A 25961-nucleotide genomic window follows, 5' to 3' on the forward strand; every position below is an offset into this window, starting at 1 on the left:
GTTTTCTCTATTACTTCACTAACGCGACGATTTTCTCTGCACCGTCAGCCATAGAATCTGCCGCTGTAATATTAAGTCCGGATTCTTTAAGGATCTTCTTACCAAGATCAACGTTTGTACCTTCTAGACGAACAACTAAAGGCAGTTCAAGTCCAACCTGTTTTGTAGCTTCAACAACACCATTTGCAATGATGTCACATTTCATGATTCCACCAAAGATGTTTACGAAAATCCCTTTAACATTTTTGTCAGAAAGAATGATTTTGAATGCTTCAGTTACCTTTTCAGTTGTAGCACCGCCCCCAACATCAAGGAAGTTCGCGGGATCTCCGCCGTAATGTTTAATGATGTCCATTGTTGCCATAGCAAGGCCAGCACCATTAACCATACAGCCGATATTTCCATCAAGTGAAATATAGCTTAGGTCGTATTTAGAAGCTTCAATTTCTTTTGCATCTTCTTCTTCCAAATCGCGGTATTCAACGATATCTTTGTGGCGATAAAGAGCATTGGAATCAAAGTTCATCTTAGCATCAAGTGCCATTACATTACCGTCACCTGTGACAACAAGCGGGTTGATTTCTGCGATTGAGCAATCTTTGTCAACGAACGCAGAATATAATCCCATCATGAACTTAACAGCTTTACCTACAAGTTCAGTCGGAATTTTAATGTTATAAGCAAGACGTCTTGCTTGGAATGCTTGAAGTCCGATAGCAGGGTCAATTACTTCTTTAAAGATCTTCTCAGGAGTTTCCTCTGCAACTTCTTCAATTTCAGTACCGCCTTCTTCAGATCCCATCATTACAACGCTGGAAGTGGCGCGGTCTAATACTAAACCGATGTAATATTCCTTTTTAATATCGCAGCCTTCTTCGATAAGTAAGCGCTTTACTTCTTTACCTTCTGGGCCTGTTTGATGTGTTACTAACACTTTTCCTAAAATTTCATTTGCGTATGTTCGCACTTCATCCAGATTCTTGGCTACTTTTACGCCGCCGGCTTTACCGCGGCCGCCAGCATGAATCTGTGCCTTCACTACTGATACAGCGCTCCCCAATTCTTTAGCAGCTTCTACAGCTTCTTCGACAGTAAATGCTACTTTTCCGTTAGGAACAGCCACACCATATTTTCTAAGTATCTCTTTACCTTGGTATTCGTGGATATTCATTTACTCTCCATCCTCCTATCATGGTGAAAACTTAAAGTACCGTTATCCATTGTATCGGACGAAGCGTCTTATGTCTACTATTCTTCAGAAAATTGCAAGCGTATACAGTGATCACAGCTATATAAAAAAACCAAAATCACATTGCAGTGATTTTGGTTTACTTGCTTTTCTTCTTAGAAAATAAGGAAATCCAAATTTTCTTTCATTTGTTTTTGTCGTTTTTGTGTTTTTTAATTAGTTTAGGCGTTATCGCTTCTCTTTCAACTGCTGAGCGATATAAACCAAATTCTTCAGCCATTTCTTCCTTAAATGTGTTGACGAGTTGTTCGGATTGCTTTACAACTAATTTGTTTCTAGGCATACTAAACACTCCTTTTACGTTAGCAATGCCCAAAACATACGACAATTATGTTTTCTTCCCTGCTTCTTTATCAAGTTGATATATAAATGCAAAAAGTTCTGCCACTACTTCATATAATTCTTCAGGTATACTTTCTCCAATTTCTAGCTTCGAAAGTAAATGTACAAGTGATGGATCTTCCTGGATCGGAATATCATGACTGGATGCTGTGTCTACTATCTTTTCTGCAATCTCACCTCTGCCTTTTGCAATAACTACAGGTGCCCTTGCTTCCTTCCCATTGTATGTAAGTGCAATCGCTTCTTTTTGATTGTTATTCATACTCGTAAATCCATCCCTTTATACGATAGTACGGGTTCTACTGGTTTTATTTCTTGAATTGATTTCTCAACAAAGCTTATTGACGAGAGAGTATACTTCATTTTATTCAAACTTGTTTTTAACATAGGCAATAAATTACCAGACATTTTTTCTAAAGAAGGGTAATTTGAATATACTTTTATAGATAAGATTTTATTTTGAATGTGTACATCAACAGCCACTTCTTTATGTGCTCCATTTCAAGCCAAAACAGCATTCTGCAATGTTCTGGATCTAACGATTCTCCATTTGCCTGTTTGCCTTCCCAGCGAATTATCATTTCTTTAGGCTGAATCTCTGTTTGAAATGGAATTTGTAAAATAAATTGCTGCATGCCATCATTAGAAGGTAAATTCTGAATTTGCTGATTCGTAATCCTGCTTATTGCATGATCTATACTTTGCTTAACTGAATCCGTAAGTTTAAGCTGTTCTGCATTTTGATGCAAGAACAAAAGCTGGGATTTTAATGTTTCTGTATGTTTTAATTGTTCAGGATTTAAAAACAACGTTCTTTCATGAAGCAAACCTGAATTTTTCAGCCATTTTTCAGCAGCTTGCAAAAACATTTCTGAAGCAGGGTGCCGGCCAGATTTTTCTTGGACAGCCGATTGAACCACAAGCTCTGAAGCAGAGACTTGTGGTTGAACATGCGTCAAATTTCTTACTGACTTTACAGACATAACATCAGCATCTTCAATTCCATTTCCCAAAGATTTATTAGACATGTTCTGTACTGTATTCATAATTTCTTGAGTTTTATTGCTTGCAGCACTCTTATCGTTAAGTTTGTCAGCATTTCTTTGCAAGCCAAATAGACTTTCCAGGAGATTTATCGTTTTCTCTACATGCACGCTTTTATGCGCTACAGCAAGTAATGAATCGAACAATGGTTTCATATCCATCTTTTCATTGTGCTGATTAATAGACGATATAATAGTCTTTATATTTGAAGGTGATGCTTGTAATTGCAGTCTAAGCATTTGTTGAATAACCAGTTTCTTCTCATTAAATGGCAATCCTGCAGTTTGCTGTAAAATATCTGCAATTAGCTTTATATTTTCTTTTGTTAAAGGTAATTTTTCTGCTATCGCATAGTCTACTGCCTTTATTTCGTTTTTTTGAACAGGCATTTTGAGCTTTTGCAGGATTTGTTCAGGGGCGGATCGGACAGGATCTGCATCTACTTTTTTTAAAATGATTGTTTGATTATCTGAATGGTACATGACCTCAAACAAATAACGTTCTCCCTTACTTAAAGGTGCGTCAAGCTTTGCGTGGATGGTAAGTCCCTCATATAAAATTTTGGCTGACTGATCAGGAAAGATCTCCAAAATTTTCGCCATTAACAACTGATTAGGTTTCAGTGATAGTATGGCTTCCTGTATTTTTGATGCGGGCAATTGCTGATTTACAGAATTTACTTGCAGCACTTTATTCACTCCCGGTGATTTGAATAAATTCTCCAACTGGGTTAAATGATTTACGATGAACGTCTGTAGCACCAAATTCCCTTAAGGCATCAATATGTTCTTTAGTACCATATCCCATGTTTGTCTTAAAGCCATACTGCGGATATACTTCGTCTAGATCTTTCATGTAGCTATCTCTTGTTACTTTTGCAACGATGGATGCTGCAGCAATGGAAATGCTTTTTTCATCCCCTTTAATAATTTTCATTTGATCGATATTCAAAGGAACTTCCATCGCATCGATCAATAATTGATCAGGCTCAACTTCTAATTTACAAACCGCTTCTGTCATGGCGAGTTTAGATGCTTGATAAATATTGATTTCATCGATTTGGATTGGTTCAATTAAACAAATACTGTAACTTATAGCATTAGCTATAATCGATTCAAATAATGTTTTTCGTTTTTTTTCGGACAGTTTTTTTGAATCATTTATTCCTTCTAAAGTAAATCCTTCTGGCAATATTACTGCAGCAGCAACTACCGGTCCCGCCAACGGCCCCCTGCCCACTTCATCTACCCCTGCAATTCGTTTCTTTCCATTTTTATAACATTGCTTTTCAAAGCAACTAATCTTTTCTAGTCTTTCTTGCTCTTCTTCATATAAATGGATTCGCTTTTTATATACTTCAACCAATCTTTTTACACCTTGCCGCTCATCTGTCGAGAGTTGTTTGAGCAAATGTGGCAAGTCCTTAATTGAACACGACTTTAACGCTGAATCCCACTCTTTAATTGAAAGCTTCATTTTCCCCACGCTCTTTATATGTATTTTATATATCGTACAAATAAGAAAAGTATTAAGATAGACTTCAAATTCTAATTTGTATTTTATCGAATAACTACTTTCACAATTACAGCTACATTAAGTATAGGCTATTTTCTAACAGGGCTATCGTATAAAGAAAAAAGACACTTAAAAATCAAGCGCCTTTTCCTTCAAATTATGGTGTTTCATATGATAATCGGCCAAGCTTTTCTGCTCTTAAATCGCGAAGTACGATTTCGGCTGTCTTTTCAAGGTCGACTTCTCCACCGCTCATAATACATCCTCTTTTTTTGCCGATTTCTTCAAAAAGTTTAAGCGGATCATCAGGCAAATTAGAAAGTTTATAACGGTCAATTATACGTTCTTGATAGTGATCATTTAAATATTTCACAGCAAACAATACGACCTCTGTAAAATCAAATAACGTTTCTTTTATAGCTCCAGTTACAGCAAGTTTCAAACCAATAGATTCATCCTCGAATTTCGGCCACAATATTCCTGGGGTGTCCAATAACTCTAAGGTTTTCCCTGCTTTTATCCATTGCTGCTTTTTTGTTACACCTGGCTTATCCCCCGTAACAGCTATGTTTTTACCTGCCATTCTGTTTATGATTGTAGATTTTCCTACGTTGGGTATACCTACAATCAATGCCCGAACTGCCCGTGTTTTAACTATTCCCTTTGCTCTCATCTTATCAAATTTTTCTTTAACAAGTTCATGAGCAACCGGCTCAATCTTCTTAATGCCTTTTCCGTCTTGTGAGTTAATAGCTAATGACGGTATTCCTTTTTCTGAAAAATAAGACTGCCAAAGTGATGTAACTTTAGGGTCAGCTAAGTCAGCCTTATTTAGCAATACTATACGGGGTTTTCCTGCCAATATTTCATCAATCATCGGATTGCGTGAAGCCAACGGAATTCTTGCATCCACTAGTTCAAATACAACGTCGATCATTTTCAGTTTTTCAGTTATTTCTCTGCGGGCTTTTGCCATATGGCCCGGAAACCATTGAATGGTCATTTATTTCACCCTACTTTACAAATCCAATATCTGATAATGGCCAAAAACGGAACGAAGCTTTACCTAATAGTAAATCTTTATCGATCGTGCCAATGTTTCTGCTGTCACTCGAATTACGGCGATTATCTCCTAAAACAAACAATTGCCCCTTCGGAACTTTCTGTTTGCCTGTTAATTCATATAATGTAAAATCATAAGTCAGGTTGCCGTCTTTTGTTTTTGCTTTATACGGTTTTAAGTATTCTTCTTTCACTTCTTTACCATTCACATAAAGCTTATCGTCTTTATACTCGATCTCATCGCCTGGTAAACCAATCACACGTTTTATGTAATCTTTTTCTTCTGTAGCATGGAAAACAACAATATCAAATCTTTTTGGTTCACCAATCATATATCCGATCTTACTGACAATAAGACGATCTCCATCGTGCAGAGTAGGCATCATAGATTGTCCATCTACGACTACTGGTGCGAACAGGAAAAACCTGATAATCCCTGCTAATAATAATGCTGCTGCTAATGCTTTGACCCATTCCAATGTTTCATTTTTTTTACGTACCATATTAAATCCTCACCATCTTTAGAAATTACCTACTTATAATATGGAAAAAGGAGCTTGAATAGTCAAGCTCCTTTCGAGAATTATTAGCGAATTTCTTTGATACGAGCTGCTTTACCACGAAGTGCACGAAGATAGTATAGCTTCGCACGGCGAACTTTACCGCGGCGTACAACTTCAAGGTTCGCAATCTTTGGTGAATGTACTGGGAACGCACGCTCCACACCAACACCGTAAGAAATTTTACGAACAGTAAACGTTTCAGAAATCCCAGATCCACGCTTTTTAATAACAACGCCTTCAAAAAGCTGGATACGCTCACGAGTACCCTCGATTACTTTCACGTGTACACGAACAGTGTCACCTGAACGGAATTTAGGTAAATCTGTTTTTAATTGATCTTTTGCTAAATCTGCAATAAGCTGTTGCATAGTTTATTGCCTCCCTTCCCAAAGATGTTCTTGCACTTTATACGAGGCAGCGGAACACCGGATTAAACGGGCATAAGCCACAAATAATATAATACCACATTAAACAATTGCCTATCAAGTTGTTTTCGTATTATTTTGCTTTATTTCTTCTAGCCACTTTTCTTCTAATACAGAAAGATTCATCTTTTCTAATAAATCAGGTCTTCTAACATACGTTCTTCTTAATGATTCTTTCTTTCTCCACTCTTCAATATGTTTATGATTCCCTGACATGAGTACTTCCGGAACCTTCATTCCTCTGAATTCAGCAGGTCTTGTGTAATGGGGGTGTTCTAACAGACCAGTAGTAAATGAATCTTGCAGATGGGATTCTTCCTTTCCTAAGACACCAGGAAGTAGTCTAGTTACAGCATCGATGACAACCATTGCTCCAAGTTCCCCGCCTGTTAAAATATAATCACCAATCGATATCTCATCTGTCACTAGGAATTCCCGAACACGCTCGTCGTATCCCTCATAATGGCCGCAAAGAAAGATTAAATGATCTTCTTTAGAAAATTCTTCAGCTTTTTGCTGATTGAATCGTTCCCCTTGAGGACAAAGGAGTACAATCCTAGGCTTTGACGAATTACCTGCCTTCAAAGATTCTACAGCATCAAACAGCGGTTGAGGCGTCAATACCATCCCTGCTCCGCCGCCATATGGGTAGTCATCTACATTGCGATGCTTATTCGTGGAAAATTCTCTGAAATCCAAAACTCGAAATTCTACAGCTTGCTTTTCTTGTGCTTTCTTCAGAATAGATTGGCCAAATACACCAGAAAACATATCAGGAAACAAACTTAAGACATCGATCTTCATTAAAATAAACCTTCTAGAGGCTCAATGATTATTTTTTTATTTTCAATATCAACAGTTTTTACTACAGGTGGGATGTAAGGGATCAGAATATCAGAACCAAATCCTTTCCGTTTAACGATCCATACATCATTAGCTCCAGGTGATAAAATTTCTTTCACTTTGCCAAGTTCTTCACCTTCTGCTGTAAAAACTGAACAGCCTATAATGTCACGATAAAAGAATTCACCTTCATCTAGTGAAACCGCTTGGTCTTTTGACGCTTTTAAAAGGAGACCTTTAAATGGTTCTACTTGATTAATGTTCTTAAATTCTTCAAATGTTAAAAGGTCAAATTGTTTATGTTTACGATGAGCTTCAATCGTTACAGGAGTGAGATCACCTGTTTCCTTTTCGATATATAATGTGTTTCCAATTTTATACCGTTCTTCTGGAAAATCCGTTCTCGAGATAACACGCACTTCTCCTCTAATTCCATGTGTATTTACAATTTTCCCAACATTAAGCCATTTGTCCATATCTATACCTGCCCTTATATGTAATCACTCGAAAAAAAATCTCATAAACTAAATTTTAGCATAATCCAGTGTATGTATACTTTATAAATAAGAAAAAAAGGAAGAGGTTTCCCCCATCCTTTTTTATACGATTTCGATTGAAATCCTTTTATTTTGGTTCGTACCTGCGGCGTTAACAACAGTACGAATCGCTTTAGCCACTCTTCCTTGCTTACCGATCACTTTCCCCATATCGGTTTGATGAACACTTAACTGATAAACAAGGCGATGACCTTCTTTTACTTCATTGACGCTGACTTCCTCTGGATGATCAACTAGAGCCTTAACAATCGCTTCGATTAACTCTGTCATCACAGTACCCCTCAGTCACAATTATTTTTGGTTTTTAGCGTTGTGGAATTTCTCCATAAGACCAGCTTTTGAGAATAGGTTACGAACCGTGTCAGATGGTTTTGCACCATTTGTCATCCACTCAAGAGCTTTTTCTTCATTGATCTTAACTTCAGCTGGGTTAGCAACTGGGTTGTAAGTTCCGATTTCTTCAATGAAACGTCCATCACGAGGAGAACGAGAATCTGCTACTACTACACGATAAAAAGGAGCTTTCTTAGCACCCATGCGTTTTAAACGAATTTTTACTGCCATTATAACTTGCACCTCCGAAAATAGTTCACACAAAATAATATAATAGTATAAATTGACAGGTTTGTAAACCTGAAAATTCAGTTTACATAAAAGGGAATTTAAATCCGCCTTTTTTCTTTTTGCCATTCATCATTCCGGACATTTGTTTCATCATCTTCTTCATGTCCTCGAACTGTTTGATAAGGCGATTAATTTCTTGCACCGGACGTCCGCTTCCTTTAGCAATACGTCTCTTACGGCTTGCATTAATAATCTCTGGCTGCTCTCTTTCTTTGAGCGTCATCGATCGAATGATGGCTTCAACGTGATTGATCTGTTTTTCATCAATCTGTACGTTTTTTAAGCCTTTCATTTTGTTTGCACCTGGAAGCATTCCAAGTATTTCATCTAAAGGACCTAAGTTACGGACCTGCCCCATTTGATCGAGAAAATCATCAAATGTGAAAGACATATCACGCATCTTCTTCTGCAGATCACGTGCCTTCTCTTCATCTACTGAGGTTTGAGCCTTTTCGATTAGAGTAAGCATGTCACCCATCCCTAAGATTCTTGAAGCCATTCTGTCAGGATGGAAAGGCTCTAAAGCATCCATCTTTTCTCCAAGACCTACAAACTTAATTGGAAGTCCTGTTACAGCTTTTATTGACAGTGCGGCACCACCGCGTGTATCTCCATCAAGCTTTGTTAATACAACACCAGTGATTCCCAATGCTTCATTAAAACTTTGCGCTACATTGACCGCATCTTGACCGGTCATCGCGTCTACAACTAGAAAAATTTCATCAGGTTTTGAAATTTCTTTAACCTGCTTCAATTCGTCCATCAAATTTTCATCAATGTGAAGACGTCCAGCTGTATCGATAATGACATAATCATGATGATCTTCTTTCGCCTTAGCGATAGCAGATTCAGCAATTTTAACAGGACTTACTTGATCACCCATTTGAAACACGGGGAAATCAAGCTGCTTTCCAACTGTTTCTAGCTGTTTTATCGCCGCGGGACGATAGATGTCTGCTGCAGCAAGCAGTGGTTTTCGATTTTGTTTCTTTCGTAAATGATTTGCAAGCTTTCCAGTAGTGGTAGTCTTACCAGCACCTTGGAGACCAACCATCATTATAACTGTAGGTGGCCGGTTTGAAACTGCAATCTTACTTTGTTCTCCACCCATTAGTGTTGTAAGTTCGTCATTTACTACTTTTACAACTTGCTGTCCGGGAGTCAAACTTTTTAAGACTTCCTGACCAACTGCACGTTCAGATACCTTTTTCACAAAATCTTTTACCACTTTAAAGTTAACGTCTGCCTCTAGAAGGGCGAGGCGTACTTCCCTCATCATTTCCTTTACATCCGCTTCATTTACTTTCCCTTTTCCGCGGATTTTCTGTAAAGTGTTCTGAAGACGGTCGGCTAAACCTTCAAATGCCATCTTTTTGAACGCCTCCTATTCCATATTTTCAAGGCGATCGATAATTGCAAGTACGTTATCAGGTTCAGATTTCAGCAGCTCTCTTAAAGATGACAGCAACTGTTCACGTTCCTGAAACTTTGCAAAAAGCCCTAACTTATCTTCGTATTCCTCGAGCATCGCCTCTGTCCGTTTTATATTATCATAAACGGCTTGGCGGCTGACACTATACTGTTCGGCAATTTCACCGAGAGAATAATCATCCAAATAATACAACCCCATATAATTTCTTTGTTTAGGGGTTAAAAGTGATTGATAAAAATCATAAAGGTAGTTCATTCTCATCGTTTTATCGAGCATACTTTCACAACCCTTGTTAAGTGAAATGCCTTTACGTGAATATCATACAATTGGGCGTTTAAGATGTCAAGTTTTTTTCTTGTCAGAAAAACTTCGGTGGCTCAATTTAAAATTTAAGTCTGACGAAAAGAACCACAATCCGCTATAAAAACGATAAAATCAGAGTTCTCCTGATTTACGGTTTATTTCTATAGTAAAAGATTTTGTTAAACTTCAGCGTTGTTCTATAAAGGTGAACTAGAAGTTATGAGAGCTATGAGACCCATGGATTTTCATCTCCCATAAATTGAACATAAGGTGTTTTTGATTTGTTATAAAATGGTTGCTTTCGGCACTTTGTTTATTTTCCCCATTGTAAAGTTGATTGGAGTGCAAGGTGCGAGACTCCTACGGGACGAGCGGGACAGGTGAGACCACTCCTGGCGCAAAGCGGCGAGGGGGCTCACCGCACGCCCCGTGGAAAGCGAGCACCCTGGAAAGGAAATCAACCCCTCCATTTTTTTAAAGGCTACAAAAACAGAGCCTAAAAAAAGAAGCAGAATTACTCTGCTTCTTCCTCATCTTCACTTCCAGCAAATAATCCGTAAACAAATTGTTCTGAATCAAATTTTTGAAGGTCGTCTATTTTTTCACCTAAACCTACAAACTTTACAGGAATATCAAGCTCGTGACGAATAGCCAGAACAATCCCGCCTTTAGCCGTTCCATCTAATTTTGTCAGCACTAGGCCTGTAACATCAGTTGACTGGCCAAACGTTTTCGCTTGATTCATTGCGTTTTGACCAGTCGTTGCATCTACAACTAATAGCACTTCATGTGGAGCTCCTGGTACCTCGCGTTCAATAACACGTTTCACCTTTGACAGCTCATTCATTAAATTTACTTTATTTTGCAGTCTTCCGGCTGTATCACATAAAAGCACATCTGCTTTTCGTGACTTGGCAGCCTGGATGCTGTCAAAAATAACAGCAGCTGGATCAGCACCTTCGTGATGTTTAATCACATCTACTCCAGCACGTTCTCCCCAAACTTCAAGCTGATCGATTGCTCCAGCTCGGAATGTATCTCCTGCAGCTAATATTACTTTTTTGCCTTCATTCTTTAGCTGATGAGCAAGTTTTCCGATGGTCGTTGTTTTTCCAACCCCATTAACACCAACAAACAATATTACGGTCATCCCGTCTGTTTGAATGTTAAGTTCACTGTCGCCATCGTCTTTTTGCAGCATTTCGGCAAGTTTTTCAGTAATGGATGAACGAAGCTCTATTGGATTCTTTATATTTTTTGTACGTGCAAGATCCTTTAGTTCATCAATAATATCCATTACAGTGTGAACTCCAACATCAGCACTAATTAAGATTTCTTCCAGTTCTTCAAAAAAATCTTCATCCACTTTTCTGTATCTTTTCAAAAGATCATTTACTTTAAAAGAAAATGAATTTCTTGTTTTTTCAAGACCGCTTTTAAATTTTTCAGATGAAGCATCTGATTCATTTGATTGATTTGAAAATTTTTCTTTTAGTCGTTTTAAAAAGCTCACTGCATTTCCTCCTTAAGATGTTACTAATTCACGTGTATCTTCTAATCGAACAGAGACAAGCTTTGATACACCTGATTCCTGCATCGTAACGCCATATAATACATCTGCTTCTTCCATTGTTCCTTTTCGATGAGTAACCACGATAAACTGGGTGTCTTTGCTAAATGCACGAAGAAATTTAGCAAAGCGATGTACATTTGCATCATCCAGCGCTGCTTCTACTTCGTCTAGTATACAGAATGGTACTGGTCTGACTTTCAAGATCGCAAACAGTAATGCGATAGCTGTTAAGGCACGTTCTCCTCCCGACAGCAAGCCGAGCTGCTGCAATTTCTTTCCTGGAGGCTGAGCCATTATATCTACGCCTGTTGAAAGCATGTCATCAGGCTGCGTCAGGACAAGATCTGCACGGCCACCGCCGAACAACTCTTTAAAGATAACTCCAAAATGAGAACGGATCGCTGTAAATGTTTCTTCAAACCTGTTTTTCATTTCTTCATCCATTTCAGAGATTACACCATATAAAGTATCCTTCGCTTCGGTTAGATCATTTCTTTGTTCGATCAAAAAGTTATACCGCTGACTGACTCTCTCATATTCCTCAATCGCGCCAATGTTTACAACACCAAGCTCTTCAATCGCCATTTTAATAAGTCTAACTTTCTTCTTGGCGTCCTGCAGAGGAATCTCTAATTTATGTTTTTCTTTCGCACCTTCATAAGTAAGTTCATACTCTTCACGTAAAAGCGTCAAACGATTTTCTAATTCAACATCGAGTCTGTTGATACTTACTTCTTCTGTCTTCAGACCGTCACTTAACTGCTTATATTGTCTTTTTGCTTCTTTCAGTTCAGTTTCCATCAATTCAACGGATTGGAAGGATTTCATTCTCTCTTGTCTTCTTTCAGCAATCAATTTAATCGCTGAATTTTTTTCATGTCTTTTTTGAGTGATTTGCTCATCAAGCGAATCCTCACCAGAAGAACTTGTATTCATTTCTTTTTCAAGGAGCCAGAAATCTTCTTCATTTTCTTTTGTTTTTTCTTTTGCAATATGAAACTCCTCTTGCAGCCGTTCACTTTTTTCTTTTTGGTTAGCAACTTGCTGCTCAAGTTCTGCCGCTTTAATTTTCAGAGCGGTTAAAGTCTCTCTCAATTCTTCTTTGGAGGTTTGGTGCATCTTTTTCTTTTCTGATAAATCCGCAATTTTGTCTTCAAGATTTTTTCCAGCTTGCACAGCTAAATTGAATTTACTTTGAAGATCGGATAATCTAATTTCTGCAGCTGTTTTCTCGGTATTAAACGATTGTTTTTCCCGATCATACAACTGAAGTCTGTCGTTCAAATTCTTTTCATCCAATTCTGCTTCACGTAATTGGGATTTTAATTCTTGTTCTAGCTCTCTATATTGTTCCCCTTGAACCCTTAATTGTTCTAAACGTTCTTTTTCTTTAATTAGTTCTTCCTTTTGCTTGGAAACTTTCGATTCGAGCTGAAGAGTTTGTTTCTCCATTACGATTAACTTTTCTGACAGCTCTTCAACTTCACGCTGCCTGCTTAATAGAGATGTGCTCTTTTGCTTCAGGCTTCCCCCTGACATAGAACCGCCTGGACTTACAACATCACCTTCTAAAGTTACAATCCGGTAACGATAGCTCACTTTTTTTGCAATTTCATTCGCGCCTTTAATATCTTTAGAAATGATGATATTACCTAATAAATTTCCAACAATGTTTTCGTATTTCTCATCATACTTGATTAGATTTGCAGCAACTCCAACAAACGATTCAACCATACTCGCATTTTGTGCATCACCATTCGAAACAGATCGTGCCTTTATCACGTTTAATGGTAAGAATGTTGCTCTGCCTGCTCTTGTTTGTTTCAGATACTGTATTGCCTTCATCGCATTTTGATCATGATCAACGACAATATGCTGCATTGAACCGCCTAAAGCGGTTTCTATAGCTGTTTCAACTTCAGATGGAACAGAAATGAGCTCGGCCACGGCTCCTTCTATACCATTCAAACGGGAATTCTTAGCTTTTAATACTTCTTTTACACCTTGCATAAAACCTGCGTATTCGTCTTGCATAGATTCCAGCATCTCTTTTTTTGATTTAAACTGCTGAATAAACTGGTAAGCTTGGTATAATTTTTCTTGAACTTTTTGATTATCCATTTCTTTTTTTGATATCACAAAACGTACATTTTGATATTCTTCAAGCTTTTGTTTTAATTCCGTTTCAGCCAATTGGAATTTGTTCTGGAATTCTAATTTTGCTTTTTGTAATTCTGATCTTTGAATTATATATTTATTGTTTTCTTCATCTAATTTTCCACTTTTGAAACTTTGCTGCTTGGACTGTTCTTCAATGTATCGAATCTCATTTTTAATTGTCGTTTGTTCGTTGAGACGATCAAAATAATCACTTTTAAGCTTTTCTAGTTCAGATTCTACGTCCATTTCAAGAACTGCCAAACGACCTTCTTCTTCTTTCACTTGTTTTTTTACTTGTTTTAACTGCTTTTCTTTCTCAGAAAGCACTTCATTCTCGATCTTTAATTGTTTCTCAAGATGGTCTCTTTTTTCTTTAAGCTGCTGAATCTGCTCTATTAAAGAAGATTTATGCTGATCATAGTTTTTCTTTCTTTCCTTTAATACTTCTTTTTTACCTTCAAGTTTTTCAAGCGTTTCACTAGCTAATAGGAGTGCCCCCTGCAGTTCATCGATAGATTCATCCATCGCCTGCATATCCAGTCTTGCACGTTCAATGGTTGTTTCTCCGTGTCTGACTTGGCGCGATAATGCCTCCTCTTGCTGCTGTAATTCCGCTACAAAGAGTTTTTGCTTTTCCCAGCGCTGGTGCAAGTCCTCGATTTCATGAACAAGCACTGCCGTTTCAACAACTTCAAGCTCTTGTTTTTTTTCAAGAAAATCTTTAGCGATTGAAGCCTGTATTTTTAGCGGCTCAACTTGATCTTCTAGTTCATGCAAAATATCTTCCACACGATTTAAATTCTCTTGGGTTTCAGATAATTTTTGTTCTGCCTTTTGTTTTCTTGTTTTGTATTTCAAAACACCAGCAGCTTCTTCAAAAATCTTCCTTCTTTCTTCAGACTTACTGCTTAAAATTTCCTCTACCCGGCCTTGACCGATAATAGAAAAAGCTTCTCTTCCCAAGCCTGAATCCATGAATAATTCAACTATATCTTTTAATCTGCATTGTTGTTTATTGATCAAGTATTCACTGTCTCCTGAACGAAACACTCTTCTAGTAATCGATAATTCATTATAATCAAGCGGCAGATGCTGATCTTCATTGTCTAAAGTAAGTGTCACTTCTGCCACGTTTAATGGTTTACGGTTATCACTTCCGGCAAAAATAATATCTTCCATTTTAGAGCCGCGCAGTGATTTTGCAGATTGTTCTCCAAGGACCCAACGAACTGCGTCAGAAATATTACTCTTCCCGCTTCCATTTGGACCGACAACTGCTGTTACCCCTTGAACAAATTCAACTTGGATTCTTTCAGCAAAAGATTTAAACCCAGCTACATCAATTCTTTTGAGGAACATCTTTTAATCCCCCTTACGTTACATGAATCACTATTATAGTCGATTCATTTTTCTGATTATGTATAATCTAACCTATTTATTTTATCATAGTTTTGACCTTGCATAGTCACAAAGATTATATTGTGCTAAAATGAAGAAAGCTTATTAGGACGGCTGTTTCATGTATTATTTCATATCTATATACTATTAAAATTGCACAAAAGGAGCTTTCCAATGGACTTGTCTATCGAAAACCATGAAAATATTTCATTTATGATCGAAAGTTTAAAAAAGAAACTGCAAATTGTAAACAGCGGTATTATTCAACCCGAAGATTATGAGTTAAATAAATATGAAGATGTTAAAGAGCTTTATGAAATGGTGATGAAGATGCCTTCTTTCAGCATTCGTGATATGGAAAGTATTGTTGAAGAGCTTGCATCTCTGAAAAAGAAATAATAGAACCCCCTGAATCGATGTGTGGTAAACATCATTCGAGGGGGTTTTTTACTAGATCTTTTTAGAGAATTTACCAATAGCTTCTTGTGCAGCATGTTGTTCAGCTTCTTTTTTCGACCTTCCGTAGCCGATTCCAAATGCTTCTTCATTTAATCTTACTTCAGAAACAAATTCTCTGTTATGCGCAGGTCCTTTTTCCTGAACAATCTTATAATCGATGTGACCTAATCCTTCTCGCTGAACATATTCCTGCAGCTGGCTCTTAAAATCCATCACATGAGAAAAAGCACCTTCGTTAATACGCGGAACCACGTGCTGGTTTAAAAATTCTTTAACCTTCTCAAGTCCCTGATCCAAGTAAAGCGCTCCGATAAAAGCTTCAAAGACATCGGCTAGCAGTGCCGGGCGAGTTCTTCCACCCGTGTTTTCTTCACCTTTTCCCAGTAATACATAATCACCAAAGTGCAATTCGTTTGCAAAAAGCACGAGTGATGGTTCACATACAATCGCAGCTCTTAATTTGGTGAGCTCGCCTTCACTCATGTTTGTGAACTTACTGTATAAAAATTGAGAAATGGTCAATTCCAAAACGGCATCCCCTAAAAACTCCAGCCTTTCGTTATCTTCAAATGTTCTTCCTCGATGCTCATTCACATATGATGAATGGGTAAAAGCTTGTGCTAAAAGTTTTACATTTTCAAAAGTTACGTTTAAATGTTCCTGTAAAGGGGCTACTTTCTGGATGCGGACCTTATCGTCCATACCCTTTTTTGAAACGGATTTAAACCGATTTTTAATTATTTTCTTTTGAGTAGATTGATGTTTTGAACCTTTCATAAACTTCCTCCAAAAATCTCGTAAAAGGGCTATTTTATTGTTCCTTCCCATAAAAGGGAAGAAAGCCCCGTTAAAAAACGGGACTTTATCCGAAACCTTACTGTTTGCTGTTTATGTAATTTACAACATCACCAACAGTTGCAATTTTTTCAGCATCTTCATCAGAAATTTCTAATTCGAACTCATCCTCAAGTTCCATTACAAGTTCAACTACATCAAGAGAATCTGCACCAAGATCTTCTTTGAAGGAAGCTTCAGGCTTAACCTCAGACGCGTCAACACCAAGACGGTCTACAACAATCTTTGAAACTCTTTCTATTACGTCTGCCATAATGTGTGTCACCTCCTTTCAATAGTATATGCTTTTTCTTCTAAAAAAACTAGAGGAATTACCAATCCTCATTAAAACAAAAATTAGAAGGATTACATTACCATTCCGCCGTCAACATGCAGTGTTTGACCAGTAATATAAGAACTTTGGTCACTCGCAAGGAAAGCGGCTGCGGCTGCGATATCATCAGGCTGTCCAAATCGGGCTAAAGGTATGTTTCTTAACATATCTTCTTTAATTCCTTCTTCAAGTTTACCTGTCATATCTGTCTCTATAAAACCAGGAGCAATTGCATTAACCGTAATCCCTCTGGATGAAAGTTCTTTAGCCGTTGTTTTCGTTAAACCGATTACTCCCGCTTTTGCTGCCACATAATTTGCTTGTCCAGCATTTCCAGATACACCAACAATGGATGCGATATTAATAATGCGGCCATTTCTTTGTTTCATCATTTGCCTAGTAACGGCTTTTGTTGTTAAAAACACACCTTTAAGGTTTGTATTAATAACAGCATCCCAATCTTCTTCTTTCATTCTCATCAGTAAGTTATCTCTAGTGATTCCAGCATTATTAACGAGAACATCCAGGCTTCCAAATTCATCGATCACTGTTTTAATCATATTTGCAACATCATCACTGCTCGAAATATCTGCCTTTATAGAAAAAGCAGTTCCGCCGTTTTCTTTAATCTCTGCTACTACTTCGTTTGCTTTTTCTTCACTGCCTGAATAGTTAACAGCTACTTTTGCACCTTGTTTGGCAAAATAAAGTGCAATAGCACGGCCAATTCCTCTTGAAGCTCCAGTTACTAAAACAGATTTATTAGTTAGCATCAATAGATTCTCCCTTCAGTTTTTCAACAGCTGCTGCTAATGAATCCATATCACCGATTGCCATACAATTAGCTCTTCGGTTTACTTTTTTAATAAGACCGCATAAAACTTTTCCTGGTCCGATTTCAATAAATGTATCTACACCTTGATCCATCAATTCACGGACTGTTTCTTCCCAGCGAACAGGCGAATAAAGCTGTTCGATCAGTTTTACTTTAATCTCCGCTCCGGCAGTTACAGGTTTCGCTGTTACATTAGCGATTACAGGTGTTTTTGCATCCTTTATTTCAATCGCTGACAAAACTTCAGAAAACTTCTCCGCTGCCGGTTTCATTAATGAAGAATGAAAAGGTCCGCTCACTTGCAGCGGAATTACTTTTGCACCTTCTTTTTTCGCCTGCGCTCCAGCGTCTTCCACACCTTTTACAGTTCCGGAAATAACTATTTGTCCAGGGCAGTTTAAGTTTGCTACTTGTACACTGTTTCCTGATTCTGTTACTTCGCTAGTAATAGATTCTAATTGCTCTTGATCCATCCCTAAAACAGCTGCCATCGTACCGACACCTGAAGGGACAGCTTCTTCCATAAGGAGTCCTCTGTTTCTTACTGCAAAAACGGCATCTTCAAAAGATATACTTTCTGCTGCTACTAATGCTGAATACTCACCTAAGCTATGCCCTGCCGTGAAATCTGGTTTTATCCCATGTTGCTTAAATACTTCTAATACTGCAGTACTTACAGTTAACAGCGCAGGCTGTGTATATTCTGTTTTCTTTAATACTTCTTCTGGTCCTTCAAAAATGATTTTTGATAAGTCCAGCTTCAGTTTTTCATCCGCTTTTGAAAATACATCTTTCGCAGCAGTTTCCTGTTCAGCTAATTGTTTACCCATTCCTACAAATTGTGACCCTTGTCCAGGAAATAGAAAAGCGATTTTGCCCATATCCTATTCCTCCTTATTATCGTTTGATTGAACATGATCCAAAATGGTGTTTACGACGTTTTTGTCAACCATTTCTTTGGTCTGCCTAATAGCATTTAAGACCGCATTAGCATTAGAAGAACCGTGTGCTTTAATAACCGGAGCTGCTAATCCAAAAAGTCCCGCTCCTCCATACTCTGTGTAGTCGAGTTTATCTTTGATTCCGCGAAGTTTTGGTTTTAATACGCCGGCAGCAATCTTGCTCGTTAAACTTGATGTAAGTGTTTCTTTTATCATCGAGAACATACTCATAGCAGTTCCCTCGATTGATTTTAAAACGAGGTTCCCTGCAAATCCGTCACAAACAACAACATCAGCAGCACCCATAAGAAGATCTCTGGATTCTACATTTCCAACAAAGTTAATGTCAGCTTCTTGTAAAAGCGGAAAAGCTGCTTTTGTTAAAGCATTTCCCTTTTCGTTTTCTGCTCCTACATTCAGCAAACCTACTCGAGGATTTTCGATTCCTCTTACTTGCTTACAATAAACTGAACCCATAAGTGCATACTGCAATAAATGTTCAGGTTTCGCATCCATATTTGCACCTACATCTAAAAATAAAAATCCGCGGCCGTCTAACGTTGGAAGTGTTGGTGCAAGTGCTGGTCTTTCGATTCCTTTTATTCTTCCAACATAGAATAATCCGCTTGCCATTAGTGCTCCGGTATTTCCTGCTGATATATAAGCATCTGCATTACCAGATTTCACTTCATTAGCTGCTAGAACCATAGAAGCATTTTTTTTACGACGAACAGCGCGAACCGGTTCTTCCGATGTTTCGATCACTTCTTCTGTATGTATGATCTTGAAAGGGTGATCATTCGTTAAATGCTCTTTGATTTTATTTTCATTACCGACTAATGTAATTACAAGATCAGGATATTGTTCAACAGCTAGCAGTGCACCTTTAACAATCTCCTTTGGTGCATTGTCGCCGCCCATTGCGTCTATTGCGATATTCATGTTGATTTAACTTCCTTCCTTCGAATCTTGTTTTGATCTGTACATCGTAAATTCACCGTTAAAAACAAGTTCTTTATCAACAAAACTATTTACTTCGACAATTGTGCGTTCTGAGGCCTTTTCTAAAACCCTTGCTTTTGCAATAATTCTTTCCCCTGCTTTTACCGTCCGGGAAAAACGAATATTTGCTTTTGCCGTTAATGCAAGCTCATCATTAATAATAGCGACAGCTAAAGAATTAGCTTGTGCAAAAACATGATGACCTCTTGCTATTTTATTTCTTGAGAAAACGTGCTCTTCTCTAATATCCAAGATTGAAATAGCAGATTGATCCAATTGTAGGTCGATAATTTCACCTATCACTTCATCAAGAGGCAAAGCCTTAACTTCATCTAGTTTCGTAACCGCAACTGATTTAATTCGTTCTCTTAGTTCAGGAATGGAAAGTTCAAGGCGGTCCAGTCTGATTGTCTGGACACTTACTCCAAACTTTTCAGCGAGCTCTTCGTCTGTTATGAATGGTGTTTGTTTGATCGTTTCAGTAAGAAGCATTTGTCGCTCCTTTTTCGTTTTCTTCATAAATCATTTCCTTCTTCCTTTGGAAAGGTCTCATTTATGTCAAAAACACCTCATTGTTGCAAGGCGTTATAAAAGCAGGTGCCATAACAAGGCATACCTGCATATGTTTTCCGATATTATGAGCTGGTACTAATAGTAGTATATAGTATCAGTATTCATCTTTCAACAATTAATCGAGTCTTTCCTTATCCAAGACTCCTCTACTCTCAAGGAGTTCTCTAATAGGTGCATATATTTCGTCATTCCAAAACTCTTCGGAATTAACTAGTTTTTGTGCATCATTTCTTGCCGTTTCCAATATTCGATAATCATGGATTAGATCTGCAACCTTAAATTCAGGCAAACCGCTCTGCTTGTTTCCGAAAAAGTCTCCCGGTCCTCGCAACTCTAAATCCTTTTCTGAAAGTTCAAATCCGTTAACTGTCTCAGTCATTATTCTCATACGTTCTTGACCTTCTTCGGTTTTTGGATCTGCAATCAGCACACAATATGATTGATCACTTCCCCGGCCGACTCTTCCTCTTAATTGATGCAGCTGTGACAATCCAAATCTTTCAGCATCATAAATAACCATTACCGTAGCATTTGGAACATTTACACCCACTTCAACAACAGTTGTTGAAACAAGTATCTGGCAAGAATTTGAAGCGAACTGCCTCATTACTTCATCTTTCTCAGAAGAGTGCAGCCTCCCATGCATTAATCCAACTTGATATTCTTGAAAATATACACTTAACTGAGCATGTACATCAATCGCATTTTGCACATCTACCTTTTCTGATTCCTCAATTAAAGGACATATCACATAGGCTTGTCTTCCAGCCAAAATTTCTTTTTTCATGAAATCTAACACCTGTTCAAGCATACCGTGTTTTGCCCAATGGGTGATGATTGGCTTTCTGCCAGCGGGCATTACATCGATTGTAGAAACATCCATGTCACCAAAAGCAGAAATCGCGAGTGTACGAGGTATAGGAGTAGCCGTCATAAACAACACATCGGGACTCGAACCTTTTTCACGCAATACTCTTCTTTGGTTAACTCCAAACCGGTGCTGCTCATCGGTAATAACTAAACCAAGTCTTTGAAAATTCACTTCATCTTGTATAAGGGCATGTGTCCCGACCATGATCTGTATTTCACCTTGACTCAGCATGTGTAAGGTTTCTTTCCTTAATTTCCCTTTTACAGAACTCGTTAATAGCGCTACCGTGATACCGTATGGAGCAAACAATTCTTTTAGTGAAGTAAAATGCTGTTCTGCCAATATCTCGGTTGGGACCATTAAAGCACCCTGTCTGCCTCCTGTAACAGCTGCATAAAGAGCAATCGCTGCTACTACTGTTTTACCAGAGCCTACATCTCCTTGAAGAAGTCTGTTCATACGGCTTGTATCAGTAAGATCTGTTAATATTTCATTTACCACCTTGGCTTGAGCATCAGTTAATTGAAATGGAAGACCTTTAATAAACATTTCTATTTTTGAGCGATCAAATACTATTGAAGACCCTTCAGATTGTTGTCTGTTCCATTTCCTGAAAATCTGCATTTTCAATTGAAAAAACAAAAGTTCTTCATATGCTAGCCTTCTTCTGCCGGCCTTTAATTCCTTAAAATTCAGTGGAAAGTGCATCATCTTTAATGCCGCTTCTTTTCCCGGAAGGCGGTAGGTATCGCGTAAATACTCCGGGAGCGGCTCAGGGATCTGGCCTTTATACTGAGCAAAAGCTTGTGCCATTATTTTTCTCATCGTTTTTCCGTGCATTTGCCCTTTTAGAGAGTATACAGGCTCGATATTATGATCTTCTGAAAATGTACCAAAATGAACATCACTTACTGTTAATGTCATTTTATTCCGGTCCCATTTTCCAGTAACCGTTAAAGTTTGTCCGAGTGAAATTTGATTTTTAAAAAATGGCCGGTTAAAAATAACCGCAGTAATCAAATATTTGCTTACAAGCATCCGAAAAGATAACCTAGATTTTTTTTTCGGAAAATAACGTAGAGAAGGTTCAGTATGAACCTTCCCTTCTATTGTTGCTTTTTCATCATGTGCAATATCTGCTAAGTCTTTTAATTGATAATCTTCATAACGATAGGGTAAATACTCCAAAAGATCCTGAATTGAATAAATACCCATACTCATCAATTCTTCTGCTTTTTTCTCGCCAATACCTTGAATTGCTGTTGTTTGATCGTTAAGAAGCATCATTTTTTATTCAACGGTATTCCGAAAATTTTTGCTTCTAGCTCTCTTCCCGTTGGTGTTGCTGCCAAACCGCCTTGTGCAGTTTCACGCAAAGCTGACGGCATAGACAATCCAATCTTGTACATGGCATCTATCACTTCATCACATGGTATACGGCTAACGATTCCTGCAAGCGCCATATCTGCAGCCACAATCGCATTGCTTGCTCCCATTGCATTTCTTTTTACACAAGGTACTTCTACAAGTCCTGCGACAGGGTCGCATACTAATCCGAGCATGTTCTTTAAGGCAATCGCAAATGCCTCGGCAGATTGGGAAGGTGTTCCACCAGCTAATTCAACAATAGCCGCAGCAGCCATTCCAGTAGCGGAACCTACTTCCGCTTGACATCCGCCAGCTGCACCTGAAATGGATGCATTATTCGCAACAACAAATCCAAACGCTCCTGATGCAAATAAGTATTGAATCATTTGATCCCGAGTCGGATTCAACTTCTCCCTCAAAGCAAACAAAGTACCAGGGACGACACCTGCTGAACCAGCAGTTGGTGTTGCACAAATAGTCCCCATAGCTGCATTCACTTCATTGGTTGCCATTGCTTTACTTACTGCATCAAGCATCAGATCACCGGATAATGACTTACCCGCTTTGATGTATTCTTGCAGCAGTTTTCCGTCACCGCCAGTCAGTCCTGAGTGAGATTTGATATCCTCAGTGATCCCTCGTTCAACTGCTTCTTCCATTACCGTTAAGTTTCGATCCATAAAAGCAAACACTTCTTCTCTCGTTCGCCCGGTTACTTCCATTTCTTGTTCAATCATAATTTCTGATACTTTGCATTTTTTTGATTCTGCAAGTTCTACTAATTCAGCTACATTCCGAAACATTCTACTCACCTCTTAATCATGTATCTTAACTACTTGCTGGACGATCGGAAGAGAATTCAATTCATTGGTTATTACATCATCAACATTCTGATCTATTTCAATTACCATGAGTGCTTCTTTTCCCTTTTCTTTGCGTGATACTTCCATATGGCCGATATTAATCTCATGCTTTGCCAAAATGTTCGCTACACCAGCAATGGCACCATATTTATCGTTATGCACAATTAAAAGTGCCGGGTGATTACCCGAGAGTCTTAATTCAAAACCATTCAGTTCGGTAATTTCAATCTTACCTCCACCAATAGAGATCCCCACTAGTTCTATCTGGCCATCACTGTCACCAATAATGACGCGAGCTGTGTTTGGGTGATCAGTTACAGCATCTTCTTCCGACATTGAAACTTTGATCCCTTCTGACTTCGCTATTGTAAGCGCATCCACAATCCGGGTATCAAAAGTATCATAATCCAGAATCCCCCCTACTATTGCAACATCTGTCCCGTGTCCTCTATACGTTTTGGCAAAAGAACCATAAAAAGATATTTTTGCAAATTCAGGCTTTCTTCCAAATAAATGCCTTGCCACTCTGCCTATCCGGGCAGCTCCTGCTGTATGTGAACTTGACGGACCAATCATTATCGGCCCAATAATATCAAATACGCTTTTATACTTCATGTCAATCTCCTTCACATTACATTTTTCCCAATAAAATAAGTATTCCCTCTTAACTTTATCATACTTTAAGTTTAAGAGAGAATACTTTTAGTTTTTATTCAACCGCCAAAATGAAAGAGTAAATCGGCTGCTTTCCATTATGAATTTCAGCTTCGGCATCAGGGAACTTTTCCTCAAGAAAATCTGCTAATTCCTGCGCCTCATCTTCAGAAGAATCTTCACCATATATAATAGTTACGATTTCTGAATCTTCATCCATCATTTTTTCTAAAAGTTCTTTTGTTACTACCAGTTTATCGGTTTTCGAAGTTATGATCTTTCCTTCAGATATACCCATAAAGTCACCTTTTGCTATCTCAACACCATCAATAGATGTGTCACGAACAGCATAAGTAACTTGACCGGATCTCACACTGGAAATCGCTTCGTTCATCTTTTCTTCATTTTCCTTTATATTAGCTGAAGGATTAAAAGCCAGAATCGATGAAATCCCTTGTGGAACAGTCTTCGTTCTTATGATTACAACTTCTTCATCAACGACACTTGCAGCTTGCTCAGAAGCCATAATGATATTACTGTTGTTCGGAAGGATGAAAACCTTTTCTGCGTTTACCTCACGAATAGCACGAACAATATCTTCCGTACTTGGATTCATGGTTTGTCCGCCTTGAATGACAGATGCTCCCATAGAAGAGAACATTTCTTCGATCCCTTCACCCATTGCAACTGTTACAATTCCATACTCTTTCTTTTTTTCAGATTGAGTATAAGCAGGAATAACCGTATTCTCGCTTTCCAAAATGGCAGAGTGCTGTTCACGCATATTTTCAATTTTAATGTTGATTAAGCTTCCATAACGATGAGCGAGTGTAAGCATATTACCAGGCTGCTCAGTATGAATATGAACTTTCACAACTTCTTCATCTGCAACAACTAGCAATGAATCTCCGTGCTCATTTAATTCGTTACGGAAGTTATTTTCATCGAATGGATTGTTTTTCAATTTAGCTGTTTCAAATCTAACCATGAACTCTGTGCAGTATCCAAAATGAATATCTTCTGTTTTCATATGAATTTGAGCTTTATGATGCTCTGCGTTTACGAGTTCATTCATAGAAGCAGCGTTTGCCGATACCTTCGGAAGTTCTCTGCCTTCTAATACAGCTAAAAAGCCTTCATACACTGTAACAAGCCCTTGTCCGCCTGAATCTACAACACCCACTTCTTTTAAAACAGGAAGAAGATCAGGAGTCCGGTTTAAAGAAGCTTTTGATTCTTTCAAGACTTCTTTCATAATATGAAGTACGTCATCTGATTTTTTTGCTTCCTTAACGGCTTTTTTTGCAGCATCTTTAGCAACTGTTAGAATTGTTCCTTCAACAGGTTTCATTACTGCTTTATAAGCTGTTTCTACACCTTTATCAAAGGCATTGGCAAACTCTGAAGCTGTGATTATTTCTTTGCCTTCAACAGCTTTAGAAAACCCTCTGAAGAGTTGGGATAAGATAACACCTGAGTTTCCTCTGGCACCCATCAATAATCCTTTTGCAAATGCATTTGCAATAGTACTAACATTATTATTCATGTTTTTTTCTACTTCTTTGGCACCTGATGTAATTGTCAAGTTCATGTTTGTTCCTGTATCACCATCGGGAACAGGGAAAACATTCAGTGCATCAACCATTGCTGCGTTTCTAGTTAAGTTTGCTGCTCCTTCAAGAACCATGTTAGCAAACTTTTTTCCATCTAATACTTTTAAAGACACGAACCTTCCTCCTAACTAAGGGGTTGTCACCCTGACACCCTGAACATAAATATTGACTGAGTCAACCGCTAAACCAAGCATTTGATCCAGGGTATATTTCACTTTGTTCTGAACATTGTGAGCCACTTCAGAAATCTTTGTTCCGTAACTTACAATGATATACATATCAATATGTACTTCATCTTCTTCTTGTCTGACAACGATCCCGCGGGAGAAATTTTCACGTCCTAAAAGTTCAGTTATCCCATCTTTCAATTGCTTTCTTGAAGCCATACCGACAATCCCGTAACAGTCGATCGCTGCTCCGCCAGCTATTGTAGCAATTACTTCATTCGAAATATCAATTTGACCATAGGTTGTTTTCATTTCAATGGACATGCTTACATCCCCCTTTAGAATGTTAAATGGCTA

The 25961-nt window shown here is 38.1% G+C and carries 28 protein-coding genes; 1 reads left to right on the forward strand and 27 read right to left on the reverse strand.

Features of this window, described 5'->3' with window-relative positions; all coding sequences use genetic code 11:
- Positions 1-10 precede the first annotated feature (10 nt).
- The 16 genes from sucC to smc all read right to left on the reverse strand — a co-directional run bounded on the left by sucC (position 11) and on the right by smc (position 15051).
- Positions 11-1171, reverse strand: a complete 1161-nt coding sequence (gene sucC / locus RGB74_RS10820; RefSeq protein WP_310759327.1) for an ADP-forming succinate--CoA ligase subunit beta — start codon at positions 1169-1171, stop codon at positions 11-13.
- A 202-nt stretch (positions 1172-1373) separates the two neighbouring features.
- Positions 1374-1532: a small, acid-soluble spore protein, alpha/beta type gene (locus tag RGB74_RS10825; protein ID WP_310759328.1), complete on the reverse strand. Its 159-nt coding sequence runs from the start codon at positions 1530-1532 to the stop codon at positions 1374-1376.
- Between the two features lie 45 nt (positions 1533-1577).
- Positions 1578-1853, reverse strand: a complete 276-nt coding sequence (locus RGB74_RS10830) for an EscU/YscU/HrcU family type III secretion system export apparatus switch protein (protein ID WP_310759329.1) — start codon at positions 1851-1853, stop codon at positions 1578-1580.
- A gap of 178 nt (positions 1854-2031) precedes the next feature.
- Entirely contained in the window at positions 2032-3324 is a 1293-nt protein-coding gene (locus RGB74_RS10835; RefSeq protein ID WP_310759330.1) for a hypothetical protein, read from the reverse strand.
- A gap of 1 nt (position 3325) precedes the next feature.
- Positions 3326-4111, reverse strand: coding sequence for a ribonuclease HII (locus RGB74_RS10840; RefSeq protein ID WP_310759331.1), 786 nt, complete (start codon positions 4109-4111; stop codon positions 3326-3328).
- 196 nt (positions 4112-4307) lie between these two features.
- On the reverse strand, positions 4308-5153 hold the full coding sequence (gene ylqF / locus RGB74_RS10845) for a ribosome biogenesis GTPase YlqF (RefSeq protein ID WP_310759332.1): 846 nt from the start codon (positions 5151-5153) through the stop codon (positions 4308-4310).
- A gap of 10 nt (positions 5154-5163) precedes the next feature.
- Entirely contained in the window at positions 5164-5715 is a 552-nt protein-coding gene (gene lepB, locus RGB74_RS10850; RefSeq protein ID WP_310759333.1) for a signal peptidase I, read from the reverse strand.
- Between the two features lie 83 nt (positions 5716-5798).
- On the reverse strand, positions 5799-6143 hold the full coding sequence (rplS, locus tag RGB74_RS10855; protein ID WP_310759334.1) for a 50S ribosomal protein L19: 345 nt from the start codon (positions 6141-6143) through the stop codon (positions 5799-5801).
- Positions 6144-6257: 114 nt separating this feature from the next.
- On the reverse strand, positions 6258-7004 hold the full coding sequence (trmD, locus tag RGB74_RS10860) for a tRNA (guanosine(37)-N1)-methyltransferase TrmD (protein WP_310759335.1): 747 nt from the start codon (positions 7002-7004) through the stop codon (positions 6258-6260).
- Positions 7004-7519 (reverse strand): ribosome maturation factor RimM, encoded by a 516-nt coding sequence (rimM, locus tag RGB74_RS10865; protein ID WP_310759336.1) that lies wholly within the window; start codon positions 7517-7519, stop codon positions 7004-7006. The genes trmD and rimM overlap by 1 nt, the downstream gene beginning before the upstream one ends.
- Before the next feature lie 123 nt (positions 7520-7642).
- The gene (locus RGB74_RS10870; protein WP_310261652.1) at positions 7643-7870 is read right to left on the reverse strand and encodes a KH domain-containing protein; all 228 of its coding nucleotides are present in this window, start codon (positions 7868-7870) and stop codon (positions 7643-7645) included.
- 21 nt (positions 7871-7891) lie between these two features.
- A complete protein-coding gene (gene rpsP / locus RGB74_RS10875) occupies positions 7892-8164 on the reverse strand; it encodes a 30S ribosomal protein S16 (protein ID WP_066393596.1) in 273 nt (90 codons plus the stop codon).
- Positions 8165-8246: 82 nt separating this feature from the next.
- Complete coding sequence (gene ffh, locus RGB74_RS10880; protein WP_310759337.1) at positions 8247-9593, reverse strand: signal recognition particle protein; 1347 nt, start codon at positions 9591-9593, stop codon at positions 8247-8249.
- A gap of 15 nt (positions 9594-9608) precedes the next feature.
- Positions 9609-9932, reverse strand: coding sequence for a putative DNA-binding protein (locus tag RGB74_RS10885; RefSeq protein WP_310759338.1), 324 nt, complete (start codon positions 9930-9932; stop codon positions 9609-9611).
- 541 nt (positions 9933-10473) lie between these two features.
- Positions 10474-11472, reverse strand: a complete 999-nt coding sequence (ftsY, locus tag RGB74_RS10890; RefSeq protein WP_310759339.1) for a signal recognition particle-docking protein FtsY — start codon at positions 11470-11472, stop codon at positions 10474-10476.
- A gap of 12 nt (positions 11473-11484) precedes the next feature.
- Positions 11485-15051, reverse strand: coding sequence for a chromosome segregation protein SMC (gene smc, locus RGB74_RS10895; RefSeq protein ID WP_310759340.1), 3567 nt, complete (start codon positions 15049-15051; stop codon positions 11485-11487).
- Between the two features lie 213 nt (positions 15052-15264).
- Between smc and RGB74_RS10900 the strand changes: the two genes are divergently transcribed.
- Positions 15265-15489: a DUF1128 domain-containing protein gene (locus RGB74_RS10900; protein WP_310759341.1), complete on the forward strand. Its 225-nt coding sequence runs from the start codon at positions 15265-15267 to the stop codon at positions 15487-15489.
- A gap of 51 nt (positions 15490-15540) precedes the next feature.
- Here the strand turns inward: RGB74_RS10900 and rnc are convergent, their stop codons facing one another.
- From rnc to RGB74_RS10955, 11 genes are all read right to left on the reverse strand, one after another.
- A complete protein-coding gene (rnc, locus tag RGB74_RS10905) occupies positions 15541-16251 on the reverse strand; it encodes a ribonuclease III (protein WP_310762847.1) in 711 nt (236 codons plus the stop codon).
- A 172-nt stretch (positions 16252-16423) separates the two neighbouring features.
- Complete coding sequence (gene acpP / locus RGB74_RS10910; protein ID WP_310759342.1) at positions 16424-16657, reverse strand: acyl carrier protein; 234 nt, start codon at positions 16655-16657, stop codon at positions 16424-16426.
- 92 nt (positions 16658-16749) lie between these two features.
- Positions 16750-17490, reverse strand: a complete 741-nt coding sequence (fabG, locus tag RGB74_RS10915) for a 3-oxoacyl-[acyl-carrier-protein] reductase (RefSeq protein WP_310759343.1) — start codon at positions 17488-17490, stop codon at positions 16750-16752.
- The gene (gene fabD / locus RGB74_RS10920) at positions 17480-18433 is read right to left on the reverse strand and encodes an ACP S-malonyltransferase (RefSeq protein WP_310759344.1); all 954 of its coding nucleotides are present in this window, start codon (positions 18431-18433) and stop codon (positions 17480-17482) included. Before fabD ends, fabG begins: the two co-directional genes overlap by 11 nt.
- A gap of 3 nt (positions 18434-18436) precedes the next feature.
- Positions 18437-19435: a phosphate acyltransferase PlsX gene (gene plsX, locus RGB74_RS10925; protein ID WP_310759345.1), complete on the reverse strand. Its 999-nt coding sequence runs from the start codon at positions 19433-19435 to the stop codon at positions 18437-18439.
- Between the two features lie 6 nt (positions 19436-19441).
- Entirely contained in the window at positions 19442-20014 is a 573-nt protein-coding gene (gene fapR, locus RGB74_RS10930) for a transcription factor FapR (protein ID WP_310759346.1), read from the reverse strand.
- Positions 20015-20183: 169 nt separating this feature from the next.
- Positions 20184-22226, reverse strand: a complete 2043-nt coding sequence (recG, locus tag RGB74_RS10935) for an ATP-dependent DNA helicase RecG (RefSeq protein ID WP_310759347.1) — start codon at positions 22224-22226, stop codon at positions 20184-20186.
- A complete protein-coding gene (gene sdaAA, locus RGB74_RS10940) occupies positions 22223-23110 on the reverse strand; it encodes an L-serine ammonia-lyase, iron-sulfur-dependent, subunit alpha (RefSeq protein WP_310759348.1) in 888 nt (295 codons plus the stop codon). Before sdaAA ends, recG begins: the two co-directional genes overlap by 4 nt.
- Positions 23111-23122: 12 nt before the next feature.
- Positions 23123-23785: an L-serine ammonia-lyase, iron-sulfur-dependent subunit beta gene (sdaAB, locus tag RGB74_RS10945; protein WP_310759349.1), complete on the reverse strand. Its 663-nt coding sequence runs from the start codon at positions 23783-23785 to the stop codon at positions 23123-23125.
- A 94-nt stretch (positions 23786-23879) separates the two neighbouring features.
- Positions 23880-25550 (reverse strand): DAK2 domain-containing protein, encoded by a 1671-nt coding sequence (locus RGB74_RS10950; protein ID WP_310759350.1) that lies wholly within the window; start codon positions 25548-25550, stop codon positions 23880-23882.
- A gap of 15 nt (positions 25551-25565) precedes the next feature.
- Entirely contained in the window at positions 25566-25928 is a 363-nt protein-coding gene (locus RGB74_RS10955) for an Asp23/Gls24 family envelope stress response protein (RefSeq protein ID WP_066240675.1), read from the reverse strand.
- Between the last annotated feature and the right edge of the window lie 33 nt (positions 25929-25961).

The sequence above is a fragment of the Bacillus sp. NEB1478 genome (assembly GCF_031582965.1).
Taxonomy (GTDB): Bacteria; Bacillota; Bacilli; order Bacillales; family Fictibacillaceae; genus Fictibacillus.

Excerpts from the sequence above, each read along its gene's own strand:
- RGB74_RS10840 (WP_310759331.1), bottom strand. The coding sequence starts at position 4,111 with ATGAAGCTTTCAATTAAAGAGTGGGATTCAGCGTTAAAGTCGTGTTCA.
- smc (WP_310759340.1), bottom strand. The coding sequence starts at position 15,051 with ATGTTCCTCAAAAGAATTGATGTAGCTGGGTTTAAATCTTTTGCTGAA.
- trmD (WP_310759335.1), bottom strand. The coding sequence starts at position 7,004 with ATGAAGATCGATGTCTTAAGTTTGTTTCCTGATATGTTTTCTGGTGTA.
- fapR (WP_310759346.1), bottom strand. The coding sequence starts at position 20,014 with ATGAAGAAAACGAAAAAGGAGCGACAAATGCTTCTTACTGAAACGATC.
- RGB74_RS10955 (WP_066240675.1), bottom strand. The coding sequence starts at position 25,928 with ATGTCCATTGAAATGAAAACAACCTATGGTCAAATTGATATTTCGAAT.
- plsX (WP_310759345.1), bottom strand. The coding sequence starts at position 19,435 with ATGAATATCGCAATAGACGCAATGGGCGGCGACAATGCACCAAAGGAG.
- lepB (WP_310759333.1), bottom strand. The coding sequence starts at position 5,715 with ATGGTACGTAAAAAAAATGAAACATTGGAATGGGTCAAAGCATTAGCA.
- RGB74_RS10825 (WP_310759328.1), bottom strand. The coding sequence starts at position 1,532 with ATGCCTAGAAACAAATTAGTTGTAAAGCAATCCGAACAACTCGTCAAC.
- RGB74_RS10870 (WP_310261652.1), bottom strand. The coding sequence starts at position 7,870 with ATGACAGAGTTAATCGAAGCGATTGTTAAGGCTCTAGTTGATCATCCA.
- rnc (WP_310762847.1), bottom strand. The coding sequence starts at position 16,251 with ATGGACGATAAGGTCCGCATCCAGAAAGTAGCCCCTTTACAGGAACAT.
- fabD (WP_310759344.1), bottom strand. The coding sequence starts at position 18,433 with ATGGGCAAAATCGCTTTTCTATTTCCTGGACAAGGGTCACAATTTGTA.
- sucC (WP_310759327.1), bottom strand. The coding sequence starts at position 1,171 with ATGAATATCCACGAATACCAAGGTAAAGAGATACTTAGAAAATATGGT.
- RGB74_RS10885 (WP_310759338.1), bottom strand. The coding sequence starts at position 9,932 with ATGCTCGATAAAACGATGAGAATGAACTACCTTTATGATTTTTATCAA.
- RGB74_RS10830 (WP_310759329.1), bottom strand. The coding sequence starts at position 1,853 with ATGAATAACAATCAAAAAGAAGCGATTGCACTTACATACAATGGGAAG.
- sdaAB (WP_310759349.1), bottom strand. The coding sequence starts at position 23,785 with ATGAAGTATAAAAGCGTATTTGATATTATTGGGCCGATAATGATTGGT.
- recG (WP_310759347.1), bottom strand. The coding sequence starts at position 22,226 with ATGATGCTTCTTAACGATCAAACAACAGCAATTCAAGGTATTGGCGAG.
- acpP (WP_310759342.1), bottom strand. The coding sequence starts at position 16,657 with ATGGCAGACGTAATAGAAAGAGTTTCAAAGATTGTTGTAGACCGTCTT.
- rpsP (WP_066393596.1), bottom strand. The coding sequence starts at position 8,164 with ATGGCAGTAAAAATTCGTTTAAAACGCATGGGTGCTAAGAAAGCTCCT.
- ylqF (WP_310759332.1), bottom strand. The coding sequence starts at position 5,153 with ATGACCATTCAATGGTTTCCGGGCCATATGGCAAAAGCCCGCAGAGAA.
- rimM (WP_310759336.1), bottom strand. The coding sequence starts at position 7,519 with ATGGACAAATGGCTTAATGTTGGGAAAATTGTAAATACACATGGAATT.
- RGB74_RS10900 (WP_310759341.1), top strand. The coding sequence starts at position 15,265 with ATGGACTTGTCTATCGAAAACCATGAAAATATTTCATTTATGATCGAA.
- sdaAA (WP_310759348.1), bottom strand. The coding sequence starts at position 23,110 with ATGTTTCGGAATGTAGCTGAATTAGTAGAACTTGCAGAATCAAAAAAA.
- rplS (WP_310759334.1), bottom strand. The coding sequence starts at position 6,143 with ATGCAACAGCTTATTGCAGATTTAGCAAAAGATCAATTAAAAACAGAT.
- fabG (WP_310759343.1), bottom strand. The coding sequence starts at position 17,490 with ATGCTAACTAATAAATCTGTTTTAGTAACTGGAGCTTCAAGAGGAATT.
- ffh (WP_310759337.1), bottom strand. The coding sequence starts at position 9,593 with ATGGCATTTGAAGGTTTAGCCGACCGTCTTCAGAACACTTTACAGAAA.